General features: G+C 59.9%; 13 protein-coding genes. 4 read left to right on the forward strand and 9 right to left on the reverse strand.

The annotated features are described in order from the left end of the window. Window position 1 precedes the first annotated feature (1 nt). The 7 genes from AC3WN7_RS18335 to AC3WN7_RS18365 all read right to left on the reverse strand — a co-directional run bounded on the left by AC3WN7_RS18335 (window position 2) and on the right by AC3WN7_RS18365 (window position 8,804). On the reverse strand, window positions 2-805 hold the full coding sequence (locus AC3WN7_RS18335; RefSeq protein WP_095967877.1) for an ABC transporter ATP-binding protein: 804 nt from the start codon (window positions 803-805) through the stop codon (window positions 2-4). Continuing rightward, entirely contained in the window at window positions 802-1,950 is a 1,149-nt protein-coding gene (locus AC3WN7_RS18340) for an ABC transporter permease (RefSeq protein ID WP_102674477.1), read from the reverse strand. The genes AC3WN7_RS18335 and AC3WN7_RS18340 overlap by 4 nt, the downstream gene beginning before the upstream one ends. Before the next feature lie 54 nt (window positions 1,951-2,004). Continuing rightward, window positions 2,005-3,033 (reverse strand): DUF5924 family protein, encoded by a 1,029-nt coding sequence (locus tag AC3WN7_RS18345; RefSeq protein WP_095967879.1) that lies wholly within the window; start codon window positions 3,031-3,033, stop codon window positions 2,005-2,007. A 231-nt stretch (window positions 3,034-3,264) separates the two neighbouring features. Further along, window positions 3,265-4,641, reverse strand: coding sequence for a M16 family metallopeptidase (locus AC3WN7_RS18350; RefSeq protein WP_102674475.1), 1,377 nt, complete (start codon window positions 4,639-4,641; stop codon window positions 3,265-3,267). 56 nt (window positions 4,642-4,697) lie between these two features. After that, complete coding sequence (locus AC3WN7_RS18355; protein WP_095967881.1) at window positions 4,698-6,356, reverse strand: Na/Pi cotransporter family protein; 1,659 nt, start codon at window positions 6,354-6,356, stop codon at window positions 4,698-4,700. Window positions 6,357-6,643: 287 nt separating this feature from the next. After that, the gene (locus AC3WN7_RS18360) at window positions 6,644-7,411 is read right to left on the reverse strand and encodes a TerC family protein (RefSeq protein WP_095967882.1); all 768 of its coding nucleotides are present in this window, start codon (window positions 7,409-7,411) and stop codon (window positions 6,644-6,646) included. An 85-nt stretch (window positions 7,412-7,496) separates the two neighbouring features. Continuing rightward, window positions 7,497-8,804 carry a CitMHS family transporter gene (locus tag AC3WN7_RS18365; RefSeq protein ID WP_095967883.1) on the reverse strand — a complete coding sequence of 436 codons (1,308 nt, stop codon included), beginning with the start codon at window positions 8,802-8,804 and terminating at the stop codon, window positions 7,497-7,499. A gap of 417 nt (window positions 8,805-9,221) precedes the next feature. Here AC3WN7_RS18365 and AC3WN7_RS18370 point away from each other — a divergent pair, with 417 nt between their 5' ends. Beyond that, window positions 9,222-9,623: a GFA family protein gene (locus AC3WN7_RS18370; RefSeq protein WP_015092871.1), complete on the forward strand. Its 402-nt coding sequence runs from the start codon at window positions 9,222-9,224 to the stop codon at window positions 9,621-9,623. On the opposite strand, the gene AC3WN7_RS18375 is transcribed toward AC3WN7_RS18370, so the two are convergent. Next, entirely contained in the window at window positions 9,624-9,950 is a 327-nt protein-coding gene (locus tag AC3WN7_RS18375) for a DOPA 4,5-dioxygenase family protein (protein WP_095967884.1), read from the reverse strand. Between the two features lie 83 nt (window positions 9,951-10,033). Here AC3WN7_RS18375 and AC3WN7_RS18380 point away from each other — a divergent pair, with 83 nt between their 5' ends. Then, window positions 10,034-10,699: an NAD(P)-dependent oxidoreductase gene (locus AC3WN7_RS18380; RefSeq protein ID WP_095967885.1), complete on the forward strand. Its 666-nt coding sequence runs from the start codon at window positions 10,034-10,036 to the stop codon at window positions 10,697-10,699. A gap of 44 nt (window positions 10,700-10,743) precedes the next feature. Here AC3WN7_RS18380 and AC3WN7_RS18385 read toward each other — a convergent pair whose 3' ends face one another. Next, window positions 10,744-11,694 carry a choline sulfate utilization transcriptional regulator gene (locus tag AC3WN7_RS18385; RefSeq protein ID WP_102674474.1) on the reverse strand — a complete coding sequence of 317 codons (951 nt, stop codon included), beginning with the start codon at window positions 11,692-11,694 and terminating at the stop codon, window positions 10,744-10,746. Between the two features lie 114 nt (window positions 11,695-11,808). Between AC3WN7_RS18385 and betC the strand changes: the two genes are divergently transcribed. Beyond that, window positions 11,809-13,323, forward strand: coding sequence for a choline-sulfatase (gene betC, locus AC3WN7_RS18390; RefSeq protein ID WP_102674473.1), 1,515 nt, complete (start codon window positions 11,809-11,811; stop codon window positions 13,321-13,323). A 15-nt stretch (window positions 13,324-13,338) separates the two neighbouring features. Continuing rightward, window positions 13,339-14,259: a choline ABC transporter substrate-binding protein gene (gene choX / locus AC3WN7_RS18395; RefSeq protein WP_102674472.1), complete on the forward strand. Its 921-nt coding sequence runs from the start codon at window positions 13,339-13,341 to the stop codon at window positions 14,257-14,259. Window positions 14,260-14,339 lie beyond the last annotated feature (80 nt).

A 14,339-nucleotide genomic window follows, 5' to 3' on the forward strand; every position in this document is an offset into this window, starting at 1 on the left:
GTCAGACCTCGTTGAGCTGTTGGGCGGCCGTCAACGCCGCGCGGCCGCGAGGGCCATGGAAGTATTCGTGAATCCACGGATCGTTGGTTTCCGAGACCTTGTCGATGGCGTCTGCCACCAGCACCTTTTTCTGCGCCAGCACCGCCACCCGGTCGGTGATGGTGTAGAGCGTGTCCAGGTCGTGGGTCACCAGAAAGACACTCAGGCCCAGGGCATCGCGCAGGGTCAGGATCAATTGGTCGAACGCGGCAGCACCGATCGGGTCGAGACCGGCGGTGGGCTCGTCGAGAAACAGGATGTCCGGGTCCAGCGCCAATGCCCGGGCCAGTGCGGCACGCTTGATCATGCCGCCGGACAGCGACGCGGGGTACTTCTCCGCCGCCGACAACGGCAACCCGGCCAAGGCCATTTTCACCGCCGCCAGATGCTCAGCGTCGTTGCGGGTCAAGCCGGCGTGCTCGATCAGCGGCAGGGCAACGTTCTCGGTCACGGTCAGCGAAGAGAACAGCGCGCCTTTCTGGAACAGCACACCGAATCGCCGCTCCACCAGCGAGCGCTCGTGCTCGGACAAGGTTGGCAGGTTCTTGCCGAAGACTTTCACCACCCCGTCACTGGGCTGGCGCAGCCCGACAATGCTGCGCAGCAGCACCGATTTGCCGCTGCCGGAGCCGCCGACCACGGCGAGGATTTCACCCTTGTACAAATCCAGGTCGAGGTTCTCGTGCACGCTCTGGGAGCCAAAGCGATTGCACAGCCCACGCACTTCAATCACCGCCTCGGAGGGCGCTCGGGGTACACGACTCACCAACCCATCTCCATGAAAAACATCGCGGCGATCGCATCCATCACGATCACCACGAAAATCGACTGCACCACACTCGACGTGGTGTGCGCGCCCACAGATTCAGCGCTACCACTGACCTTGAAGCCTTCGAGGCAACCGATGGCGGCGATGAGGAAGGCGAAGATCGGGGCTTTGACGATCCCCACCAGAAAGTGCTGAACGCCGATGTCCGATTGCAACAGCGAGATGAACATCGCCGGCGAGATATCCAGCTTCACCGCACAGACCACCGCGCCGCCGATAATCCCCGAGAGCATCGCCAGAAAAGTCAGCATCGGCAGGGCGATCAGCAACGCCAGGACCCGCGGCACCACCAGCAACTCCACGGGGTCGAGACCCAGGGTGCGGATGGCGTCGATTTCCTCGTTGGCCTTCATCGAACCGATTTGCGCCGTGAACGCACTGGCGGTGCGCCCGGCCATCAGGATTGCCGTCAGCAACACACCGAATTCACGCAGAAAGGCAAATCCCACCAGGTCCACGGTGAACACGGTGGCGCCGAAGGTGGCCAACACCGTCGACCCGAGAAACGCCACCACGGCGCCCACCAGAAAAGTCAGCAGGGCAACGATGGGGGCAGCGTCGAGACCGGTCTGTTCGATGTGGGCGATCATCGGCGTGACGCGCCAGCGCTTGGGACGGAACAGGCCGCGGACGATGGTTTCGATGATCAGGCCAACGAAACCCAGCAGTTGCAGGGTGTCCTGCCAGACGGCGTCCACCGCGCGGCCGATGCGGGTCAGCAACTGAATGGAAACGCTGACTTCCGGTTCCTTGATAGGTACGCAGAAATCGGTCAACGAGCAATAGACGGTTTGCAGCAACGCCCGATCGGCGGCGGAAAGTGTGCAATCAGGATGTTCGGCGGAACGGCCGAGGCGCTCGGAGCCGAGCAGCTCGACCAACAGCGAGGCGCCGGCGGTGTCGAGGGCGCCGAGACCATTGAGGTCAATGGGGGTGTTGGTGTCGTACTGGCCGTGGAGTTTTTCGCTCAACAGCTTGAGGTCAGCGTAATGGGCAAGCGTCCAGTCGCCCGTCACCCGCAACCGTGCAGGAGTGAGCGACGTGTCCAATCGGGCGTTGCCGGCCATCGTGCTGCTGATCATAAGCTCCGTGCTTGTTCAGTGATTAGGCAGCTCTACGTAATAGCACGAACCGCACTACTTTTCTTTGATCGCTGTGCTGTCCGTGACCTTGAAACGCAGCACGCCGATGACCTGGCCATCTTCGGTCAGCACCCGGACCTGCCATTTGCCGGCCGGGTTGCCCGGGAAATTCTGCTTGTGGGTCCAGGCCCGGTAACCTTCCTTACGCCCGCCACGAATATCCAGAGGGATACGGTCGACCTCTTTGCCGTTGAACTGCCAGACGTGATAAATCCGCTCGTCCAGGCCACGCGGGGCATTGATCGCGGTGTAGGCGTAAAGCCCGCCGTTGCGAATCTGCTCGGCGCTGACTTCGTCGAGGCTGGCACCAGGCGTGCGGTCCTGCATTTGCGTACTGATGGCCACGTCGGTCATCCACAGCGTCGCCGGTGGCACCCACGAGCGCAGCTCCCACCCGACGGCGCCAATGCCCAGAGTGATACTCAAAATCGCCAGCGCACTGCGCAGGGTACGAATCGGGAAGATCGACGCCAGGCTCGGGAACGACAGCAGCACCGAGATACCCAGCGCCCATTTGAAACTTTGCGCTGTGGTCAGGTGCATGATCACCGGCAACGCGGTGAGCAGCGCGGCGAACAGGGTCAGGGTGTGCAGGGCCAGAAATGCCCAGCGTCGTGGAGCAAGCCACTTGTAGTACAGCGGGTCGATGATCGAAATCAGTGCCGCGACGCCCAGCAGCCCGGTGAAAAACAACTGGCCGCTGTTCCACGTCGTGGTAATGAAGAAGAACGGCAGGACAAAAAACAGGCTTTCCTGATGGATCATCTGCGTTGCGTAACGCAGCAAGGGTTCCGGGATTTCGCGCTTGAAAATGCGCGTGAACAACTTGGTCAGGGTGTTCTCCAGCATCAGCCAGATCCAGCTGATCAGCATGATGGTGGTGATCCAGCTCGCCAGGCCTTGCTGGCGATCGACCAGGATGAAACTGCCTACCCCGGAGATGAAACCAGCAAGCGCAATGACCCCGGGGTAGCGCTTCATCAATTCGAGGATGCGCTGTACGAAACGGGGCAGGTTTTGCATTCGGCGGTTTCACAGTGGTTGTAGGAAAAAACCTCGACAGGGTACCGCTGGTGCGGCGCTGTGGCGAGAGTTTGCGGTCAGTTGCACCACGCAACCTGTGGGAGCGAGCCTGCTCGCGATGGCGGCGGATCAGTCAACTTTGATGTTGAATGACATGGCCTCATCGCGAGCAAGCTCGCTCCCACAGAGGATTGTGTTTCCCACAAGGAGTTTTCTTGCCAAACAGAATGATTACTTCCTGCGATGCAAACGCCAGCCCACCAGCATCAACACGATCAAGCCCACCCCACCAACCACCAACCACATCAACTGGTCATAGCTGAACAACGGCTTCTCGATCCGCAAATAACCCGGCTGCAACAGCAGTTCACGCACGGCCTTGTTCGCCTCTTCCAGCGTCACCCCTTGCAGCTCCCGGGACGGGTTGGCGAAACGGCCGTCCTCGTAGTTTCCGATGGCGCTCCAATAGTAGTCGGCCAACGCACTGTTGCCTTGTACGGCCCAGGCCTGGCGGGCGATCGCAGCCTGCTTCAGGCGGTTGAAGGTGTCGGCATTGAGGCCGTCCCTGAGCAGTCCGGCCTTCAAGTCGTCGAGCACTTGTTCGGCCTCGGACACGTCGTCACGCTCAAGGTCGGCATTGAGGCTCATGAAACCCACGCCGCCGAACACTTCGCGCTCCGCCCAAGGGCCATAGGACAAACCATGAGCCAGGCGCAGCTGGCGATAGAGCGCCCAATCCAGATAGTCCTTGAGTAAATCGAAGGTTTGGTCGTGCCCATCTTCCAGCACCGGCTCCGGCACCAGCCAGTGCAGCTTGGCGCCGTTGCCGACCAGACCACGGGTCAAGGTGCGCTCATGGGCGGCGCTGGCCTGGATTTGCGGTAGCGGCGGATGCTCGCCGGGGGTGATCGCTTCCAGCGCGCCATACGCCCGCTCCAGATAGGCTGGCAGCAGCTTGTCGAGGTCGCCGACCACGATCAGGGTCATGTTGTTCGGCGCATACCAGTCCTTGCGCACCTGCTCCAGTTGTTCACGGGTCAGGCCATCGACTTGCGCACGCTCCGGGCATTTGAGGCCCAACTCGACGGCCAGTTGGTTGCTGGCCGTGTGGCCGAGGTCCTGACGATCGAGCCAGCGTTGCAGGTGTGAGTAGTGGCCGCCATCTTCACGCTCGACCACTTGCTTGGCCGCGTTGATCGCGCTGTCGTCGAAGCGGGTCTGGGTCAGCAGCGCCAGCAACAGGTCGAGTACCTTACGCTGGTTTTTCGCCGGGGCCTCGATGACGAAAGTCGTATCGGCATTGCTGGTGAAGGCATTCCACTCACCGCCCAAGGCCTGCATGCGCTCCTCCAGGCCACCTTCGCCACTGGCGTCGATGCCGCTGAACAACAGGTGTTCCAGCAGATGCGGCAGTTCCTTTTCTTCGCAGTCGAAATCGTCCAGGCCAACGCCGACCACCAGCCGGATTGCCACATGCCCGCGATCAGTGCCGGGCTTGAGCAGCAACTGCAAGCCATTGCGCAGCGTGTAGCCCTCGACCTGGAAGCGATCCAGGGCGAATGACGGGAGTGAACCAAGCAACAGGCAGGCGAACAACAGACAACGCATAACAAGCTTCCATACGACCAGCGTAAGTTCAACAGACTTCAGGCGACTGTGGACGTTCAGGGTGAATGAGTGATGTCGCTCAAATCGTCGACCACCAGCGCACCGGTGTCCGATGTTTCCAGCACCACGTAGGCACTGCTGCAAAACAGCGAATTCAGACGCTTCATGTCGGCGATCAGCTCCAGGTGCAACGAGCTGGTTTCGATACTTTGCACGATTTTACGTTGCAAACGGCTGACATGAGCGTGGGCAAGACGCCGTTCCTGTGCGCGGAAACGACGTTTTTCACGCACCAGTTGGCGCGCACTTTCCGGATCACCACTGAGAAACACCGACATCCCGAGCCGCAGGCTGGAAATCAACTGAGTGTGCAGTCCGGTCAGTTCCTCCAGCCCGACTTCGGAAAACGACCGGCGCTGCGAGGTTTTCTGCTGCTGAATCTTGCGCAGCATGCGTTCGATCAAGTCGCTGGCGAGCTTCAGGTTGATCGCCAGCTCAATGATTTCCGCCCAGCGCCGGCTGTCCTGATCGCTGAGGTCTTCCCGCGGCATTTGCGCCAGGTACAACTTGATCGCGCTGTAGAGCGCTTCGACATCGTCGCACAGGCGGCGGACTTCCTGGGTGACTGCGGTTTGCTTGCCATGCAACACGTCAAGCATGGCTTCGAGCATGTTGTCGATCAGGTCGCCCATGCGCAAGGTTTCCCGGGCCGCGTTGGCCAGCGCCAGACCGGGCGTGACCAACGCCGTGGGGTCAAGATGCCGGGGCTTGGCCGTGCCGTTGGCCAGCGGGCGCTCCGGCAGCACCCAGGCGCAAAACCTGGCCATCGGTTTGAGGCTGGGCAGCAGGATCAGGCAGCGCACAGTGTTGTAGAGCAGGTGAAAGCCAATGACCATTTCCTGAGGGCTGAAATCCAGGCCATCAAGCCAGCGCACCAACGGGTCGAGCACCGGAATGATCAATAAAAGGCCAATCAGTTTGTACAACAGGCTGCCCAGCGCCACTTGGCGTCCGGCGGCGTTCTGCATGCTGGTGCTGAGGAAGGCGAGTATGCCGCTGCCGATATTGGCGCCGATCACCAGCCCGATGGCCACCGGCAGGCTGATCACGTTGGCACCCGCCAGGGTCGCCGTCAGCAGCACGGCGGCCAGGCTTGAATAGGAAATCATCGCGAACAGCGCGCCAACCAAGGCGTCGAGCAGGATGTCACCAGTGAGTGAGGCGAAAATCACCTTCACCCCTTTGGCGTGGGTAATCGGATGCGCCGCCTCGACAATCAGTTGCAGCGCCAGAATGATCAACCCCAAGCCAATGGCGACACGGCCCAACTGCCCGAGTCGGGTCTGTTTGCGCGACAGAAAGAAAATCACCCCGACAAAAATCAGTAACGGCGACAGCCACGACAGATCGAACGTCAGCACTCGTGCCATCAGCGCCGTACCGACGTCCGCGCCAAGCATGGTGGCCAGCGCCGGGGTCAGCGCCATCAGGCCCTGGCCGACAAAGGAGGTGACGAGCATGGCAGTGGCGTTGCTGCTCTGGACCATCGCCGTCACGGCGATCCCGGAGGCGAAAGCCAGCCAGCGGTTGGCCATGTTATGGCTGATGACATGGCGCAAATTGGTGCCGTAGACCCGCAGGATGCCGGTTCGGACGATGTGCGTGCCCCAGATCAGCAGGGCCACGGCGGAAAGCAAATTGAGCAGGGTGAGCATAATGACCCCCTGTGGTGTAGCGCCCCAAAGGAGCAAGTTAACGGTACCGCGCGACGTTCTACGTTCTGTACTTAAGCTGTAGTTGGCTAACGGTCTGCGCGCCAGCATCGCATAGCCAAAGAAGGGATTGAAACAAAACTGTCATGAAATCCGGTTCATGCAACCTGCCAAAAACAAAGTGGGAGCGGGCTTGCTCGCGAAGGCGTCGTATCAGTCAACATTAATGTTGTCTGACACACCGTCTTCGCGAGCAAGCCCGCTCCCACAGGGTATTGCGTGCTACCGGGTTACTGGCCCGGAATGTCCTTGCGCAGCTTTACCGGATCCTGCTGTTTCTTCTTTTTCGCGATGGCCGTGCGCATCTTGATGTTGATCGCTTCCACCGCCAGCGAGAACGCCATGGCGAAGTAGACGTAGCCTTTTGGCACGTGCACGTCCAGGGATTCGGCAATCAGCACGGTACCGACGATCAACAGGAACGACAGCGCCAGCATCTTCAGCGACGGGTGCCTGTCGATGAATTCACTGATGGTGCCGGAAGCCCACATCATCACCAACACCGCCACGATGATCGCCGCGACCATGACCGGTACGTGGGAGACCATGCCGACCGCGGTGATGACCGAGTCCAGGGAGAACACGATGTCGATGATCGCGATCTGGATGATGGTGTAGAGGAAGTTGCCGCCCTTGCCCGAAGGCTCTTCGTTGGTTTCGTCTTCACCTTCCAGGGCGTGGTACATCTCTTGCGAGCTCTTCCACAGCAGGAACAGACCACCAAAGAACAGGATCAGGTCACGTCCGGAGATGCCCTGGCCGAACACGACGAACAGATCGGCGGTGAGGCGCATGACCCAGGTGATCGACAACAGGAGCAGAATTCGCGTGATCATGGCCAGCGCCAGACCGAAAATCCGGGTACGCGCCTGCATGTGTTTGGGCATGCGGCTGACCAGGATCGAAATCATGATGATGTTATCGATGCCCAGGACGATTTCCAGGGCGGTCAGGGTAAAGAAGGCAACCCAGATTTCAGGGTTGGTCAGCCATTCCATGTGTATTCCTTTGAGCGATTGTTAAACCACAAAGGGCCCGGGCTTCAAACAGCGAAGCCTGGACCCGAAGTGGTGAGTCTTGGGCTTATAGAGTGCTGAACATCGGGAAAGTCCCCAACAGCAGTGCAGCAATCAGTATGCAGATACAAACCAGCACTGCCCACTTCAGGGTGAAGCGCTGGTGGTCACCGAAATCGATACCGGCCAGGGCCACCAACAGATAGGTCGATGGAACCAGCGGGCTCAACAGGTGGACGGGCTGACCGACGATCGAGGCACGTGCCATTTCCACCGCGGTTATACCGTAGTGACTGGCAGCTTCGGCAAGTACCGGTAACACGCCATAATAAAATGCATCATTCGACATGAAGAAGGTGAACGGCATGCTTACCAGCGCCGTGATCACTGCCAGGTACGGGCCGAGGAAATCCGGAATCACCGACAACAGACTTTTCGACATGGCATCGACCATGCCGGTGCCCGTCAGGATACCTGTGAAGATGCCGGCCGCAAAGATCAGCCCGACCACGGCCAGTACGCTACCGGCGTGAGCCGCGACGCGATCCTTCTGCTGTTGCAGGCAAGGATAGTTGACGATCATGGCGATACTGAACGCCACCATGAACAACACCGGCAACGGCAGCAGGCCGGCGATCAGGGTGCACATCAGGCCTAGCGTCAGGGCACCGTTGAACCAGATCAGCTTCGGACGACGGGCATCCGGGAACTGCGAAACACTGATTTCGCTGTGGTCGATTTCATCGCCCACCAGGTGCAGTTCACCCAGGCGCGCACGTTCACGTTTGCCGTAGAAGTAAGCGATAGCCAGGATCGCCACCACACCGGCCAGCATCGCCGGGATCATCGGTACGAAAATAGCCGACGGGTCCACGTGCAGTGCGCTGGCGGCACGGGCGGTCGGACCGCCCCATGGGGTCATGTTCATCACGCCACCGGCGAGGATGATCAGGCCGGCCATGATCCGCGGGCTCATGCCGATACGGCTGTAGAGCGGCAGCATGGCGGCCACACAGATCATGTAAGTGGTCGCGCCGTCACCATCGAGGGACACGACGAGCGCCAGTACAGCGGTGCCGACCGAAACCTTCAGCGGGTCGCCCTTGACCATTTTGAGGATCTTGCGCACGGCCGGGTCGAACAGGCCGGAGTCGATCATCAGGGCGAAATACAAGATAGCGAACATCAGCATCACGCCGGTCGGCGCGAGCTTGGTGATGCCTTCGAGCATCATCGGGCCGATTTTGGGACCGAAGCCGCCGAACAGGGCGAAGATGATTGGAATGAGGATCAGGGCGATCAGCGCAGACAGGCGCTTGGTCATGATCAGGAACATGAACGTGATGACCATGGCGAAGCCAAGGAAAGTCAGCATGGGAGTACTCCAGGCGTAGCGCGGCTAGGGAATGGGCGGATCGGGCGGGATCAGCGCAGAACGGGAAGCACGAGAGGTACGGACGGAGGCACAGCGAAGTGGCGGGTAGAAGAGGACATCAGAATCACCATTGTTGTTGTTAAATGGGCCTTTCGAGCAATCGAACACTCGCATTGGCCACCGGTCTTTTGCCGGTAGTGGCGGCGATCCTAATCGGGGAAGCTTTCAGCCAGCTTTCGCAATTGAAAGCTTTGACCGGATGCACGACCGGTCGTCGGACGGGGGCAGGGAGGTGAACCGGGTTACGGCCTTCGCGAGCAAGCCCGCTCCCACACTGGATCTGTGTCGTACACAAAGCCAATGTGGGAGCGGGCTTGCTCGCGAAGGCGTCAGTCATAACGCAGCAGGAGGAATGTCATGAACAATGTTCACACCGGCGGTTGCCACTGCGGGCAGCTGCGCTATCAATTCAGCGGGCCACTGCACGATATCGTCCACTGTCATTGTTCGATTTGCCGACGGGTCAGCGGCGGCATCGTGACCACCTGGATCACCGTGCCGGCATCCGCCTTTCAATGGCTGGCCGGGACGCCGTCGCGGTACGACTCTTCATCCACCTGCGCGCGTTATTTCTGCGGTCACTGCGGGGCGCAACTGGCGGTGGTAACGCACCTGAGCCCGGACAGCATCGACCTGACCATCGCCACCCTCGACCACCCCGAGCAGGCCCCGGCGCAGCGGCACATCTGGACCGACAGCCGCTTGCCGTGGCTGCATCTGGACGAACACTTGCCCGGCGAGGCTGAAGAAACACTCTGATCAAAAAACAGACAGGTCCAGCGGTCGAATCGCGCCCATCCAGATCGCATGCTCGGTGTGGTCACGCCGATCGTCGCCGGTGTCCGGGTGTAAAAACACCACCAGGCCCTTGCGGTTGAGCGCCAGCCACGGCAGCACGTCGCCCAGCACCTGCGGCTCGAACGCCAACTGGCAGCTCCAGTCCGGGTGTGGACCGACCGGGCGCTCGTGCACACGGCCCATTTTCACTGGAAACAATTGCGCCGCCTGCTCACACAGTGCCCGCGCCTGCCCGATCGAGTCGGCATCGAAGTAAACATGGGCGTGATAGCCCGTGATCTGCTGCATCGCAATCCCTCTGAAAGCTGTTCGAACCCTCACCCTTTCCTGCGGGTCACACGTCATATAGACGCTGGAAAAAGGGTTCAGCCATGAAAAATGCCGAAACCCCCGTTGTGAAAGTGGTGCTTTATGGTGCCATGAGTAGCCTGGGCAGTGCGCTGATGGCTGAAATGCTTCGGCGCCAGCATGAAGTGATCGCGATTCTCGATGACCTCAATGCGCTGGCACCCCGTCCGGGGCTGCGTACCAAGACTGGCGACCTGTTCGACGCGCAACGGGTCAAGCAGAGTGTGGCCGGCAGCTCCGTGGTCATCTGCTTGCTGGACGCTCCAGGCTTACCGTTCAACAGCGAACACGTGGAAAAAACCATCGTACCGGGTCCGGTCGAGCAAGTGCTGGCAGTCGACGCCTTGATTGAAGGCCTGCAAGGAGCAGGCGTTGCCCGGCTGTTTCTGGTGGGAGATTTCGGAGTGCTGGACGAGCCAGAACTCGAGGACAGCCTGCAACGTCACGCCGCAGAGGAAATCCGCGAAGCACTGCAAAGCAGTCCTTTGCAGTGGACGCTGGTTAACGAACCGCGCGGGGTACCGGGGCTGACCATCGAACATTTCGCCAAACCCGGCGGCAACCTCGAGCCGGGGCTGGCCGAACCGCTCGGGCGATTGGCTCGCACCGCCGTGGGCATTGCCGATGAATTGCACCTGAAACTGCACATCCGCGAGCACGTCAGTTTCATCGCGACCTCGGAACCTTGAATTGGCTGCTCCTGGAGCTGCCGCAGGCTGCGATCTTTTGACGCTCAAACCGCAATCGAAGGAAACGCCAACCCCGTTAACGACTCCGCGCTACCCGCCTGCTCAGCCATCAACCAATCCACAAACTGCTGGATCAACACCCCGCGCCGTTTACGCTGGGGCAAAACCACGTAATAGCCCAGCCGGGACATCACCGTTTCGCCGATCGGTCGGCACAACAGCCCTTGCGCCAGCAAGTTATCCACAAGGTGGCGCCAGCCGATGGCCACGCCCTGACCACCAATCGCCGCCTGAATCAGCAAGGTGTAATTGTCGAAACGCAGTTGCCCGGGCGCCGGGGGCGAGGTGATGCCCAATTCGCGGAATACGCCGCTCCAGTCGAACCAGTTACTGCTGTTTTCCCCACGCAGATGCAGCAACGGAAACTCGAGCAATGCCTGGGGGGGCAAAGGCAGGGAACGCTCACTGAGCAACTGCGGGCTGCACACCGGAAACACTTCCTCACTGAACAGCCAATGGCTTTCACCCTGCTTGAAGCGGCCATCGCCGAACAGTACCGCCACGTCGATATCGGTACGTAGCATGTTATGGCTGCGTTCACTGGTGACCAGGCTGACATCCACCTGCGGATTGGCCGCGTGAAAGCGATGCAGACGCGGCATCAACCAATAGGCGGCGAAGGCAAAATCCGTGGCCACCTGCAGCACTTCATGTTGTTGCTGGGTACTGATTGCGCTCAATCCTGCGTCGATATTCTGTAATCCGAGCTGAACCTGCTGAAAAAGTATCAGCCCGGCCTCAGTCAACTCGATACCGCGATAAATGCGATCGAACAATCGGGTCGCCAGTTGTTCTTCAAGGCGCTTGATCTGCTGACTGATGGCCGGCTGCGTGGTGCCGAGTTCAACCGCCGCCGCGGTGAAGCTGCGCTGACGGGCTGCCGCCTCGAAGGCACGAAGCAGATCCAGTGACAGGTCACCCAGGGAGTCATACATAAGCTGCGCTTATCCTAGTTATTGCCGTGCATGGGCTTTACCGCGAAGAGCTTGGGTTTCATTCTCGAAGCCAGCACTCTCGCATAAACATCCACTATGGAATGCCGCGATCACATGAAGCGCAAGAACATTCTTTTCATCATGGCCGATCAAATGGCCGCGCCAATGTTGCCGTTCTACGGTCCATCGCCCATCAAGTTGCCCAATCTCAGCCGCCTCGCCGCACAAGGCGTGGTGTTCGACTCGGCTTATTGCAACAGCCCACTGTGCGCACCGTCGCGTTTCACACTGGTCAGCGGGCAGTTGCCGAGCAAGATCGGCGCCTACGACAACGCCGCCGACTTCCCCGCCGACGTACCGACTTATGCCCATTATTTACGCCGCCTCGGCTACCGCACCGCCCTGTCGGGCAAGATGCATTTCTGCGGGCCGGACCAGTTGCACGGCTACGAAGAGCGCCTGACCAGTGACATCTACCCGGCCGATTACGGCTGGGCAGTGAACTGGGATGAGCCGGACGTGCGTCCGACCTGGTACCACAACATGTCCTCGGTGCTGCAAGCCGGCCCGTGCGTGCGCACCAACCAGCTGGATTTCGACGAAGAGGTGGTATTCAAGGCCCAGCAGTACCTGTTCGACCATATCCGCGAGGATGGCGACCAGCCGTTCTGCCTGACCGTTTCCATGACTCACCCACACGATCCGTACACGATTCCCAAGGCTTTCTGGGATTTGTACGACGATGCCGATATCCCGCTGCCTACAACCCCGGACCCGCAAGATCTCGATCCGCACTCGCAACGTTTGCTCAAGGTCTATGACCTGTGGGACAAGCCGCTGCCTGTGGACAAGATTCGCGATGCCCGCCGCGCCTATTTCGGCGCGTGCAGCTATATCGACAGCAACGTCGGCAAACTCCTGCAAACCCTTGAAGATACCGGGCTGATCGACGACACCATCATCGTGTTTTCCGGTGACCACGGCGACATGCTCGGCGAGCGCGGCCTCTGGTACAAAATGCACTGGTATGAAATGGCTGCACGGGTGCCACTACTGATCAGCGCACCGGGACAGTTCGGGGCCGGCCGGGTCAGCGCCAGTGTTTCCACGGCGGACCTGTTGCCGACATTCGTCGAACTGGCCGGCGGCTCGCTGGAACCGGGCCTGCCGCTGGACGGCCGCTCGCTGGTGCCGCACCTGCAAGGGCAGGGTGGCCACGATGAAGTGTTCGGTGAATACATGGCCGAAGGCACCATCAGCCCGCTGATGATGATCCGCCGCGGTGCCTATAAATTCATCTACAGCGAAGATGACCCTTGTCTGCTCTTCGACGTACACAATGACCCTCGCGAACTGGAAGAACTCAGCCATTCGCCGCAACATCGCCAGCTGTTCGACGATTTTCTCGCTGAGGCGCGGGCGAAGTGGAATATTCCAGCCATCCACCAGCAGGTGCTCGCCAGCCAGCGACGCCGGCGTTTCGTAGCCGAGGCGCTGACCCTCGGCAAGCTGAAGAGCTGGGATCACCAGCCGCTGGTGGACGCCAGTCAGCAATACATGCGCAACCACATCGACCTCGACGATCTGGAACGTAAAGCACGTTATCCACAACCCTGCCAAAACCAATAATGTAAGGGGAAGTCCATGCAAAGGTTATCCACAGTACTGACGGTCGGGCTCCTGGCTCTGGGCAGTGCATCGGCGTTTGCCGATCAGAGTTGCGAGACCGTGAAGATGGCCGACCCGGGATGGAGCGACATCGCCGCGACCAACGCCATCACCGGGTTCCTGCTGGACGGCATGGGCTACAAGGCCAAGGTCGACACCCTCGCGGTGCCGATCACTTTTGGCGGGCTCAAGGATGGCCAGGTCGATGTGTTCCTGGGTAACTGGATGCCGGCGCAGCAGGGCTTCTATGACAAATTCGTCGCCAACGGCGATGTCACGCAACTGGCGAAGAACCTCGACGGCACCGAATTCACCCTCGCTGTTCCGGATTACGTATGGAATGCAGGTGTGCATAACTTTGCCGACCTGAACAAATACGCCGACAAGTTCGACCGCAAGATCTACGGCATCGGCTCCGGTGCACCGGCGAACATCTCGCTGCAAGAGATCATCAAGAAAAACGATTTCGACATGGGCCAGTGGAAGCTGGTGGAGTCCAGCGAGCAAGCCATGCTGGCGGAAGTGTCCCGCGCGGTGAAAAAGCAGAAATTCGTGACCTTCCTCGGCTGGACCCCGCACCCGATGAACGTGCAACTGAAAATGCATTACCTCAAGGGTGGCGAGAAGTACTTCGGTGACACCGGCAGCGTGCACACGCTGACCCGCAAAGGTTATGCACAGGCCTGCCCGAACGTCGGCAAACTGCTGACCAACCTGAGCTTCACCCAGGACATGGAGAACAGCATCATGGCTGAAGTGGTGAATAAGAAAGTCAGCAATACCGACGCGGCCAAGGCATGGATCAAGGCCAACCCCGCAGTTCTGGACAAGTGGCTCGAGGGGGTGAAGACCGTGGATGGGCAGGATGCGTTGCCGGCGGTGAAAGCCAAGTTGTAATCAATACTTGTGGGAGCGGGCTTGCTCGCGAAGGCGGTGGATCAGTCGACATTAATGTTGTCTGACCCACCGCCTTCGCG

This window comes from Pseudomonas sp. FW305-70, assembly GCF_058783925.1.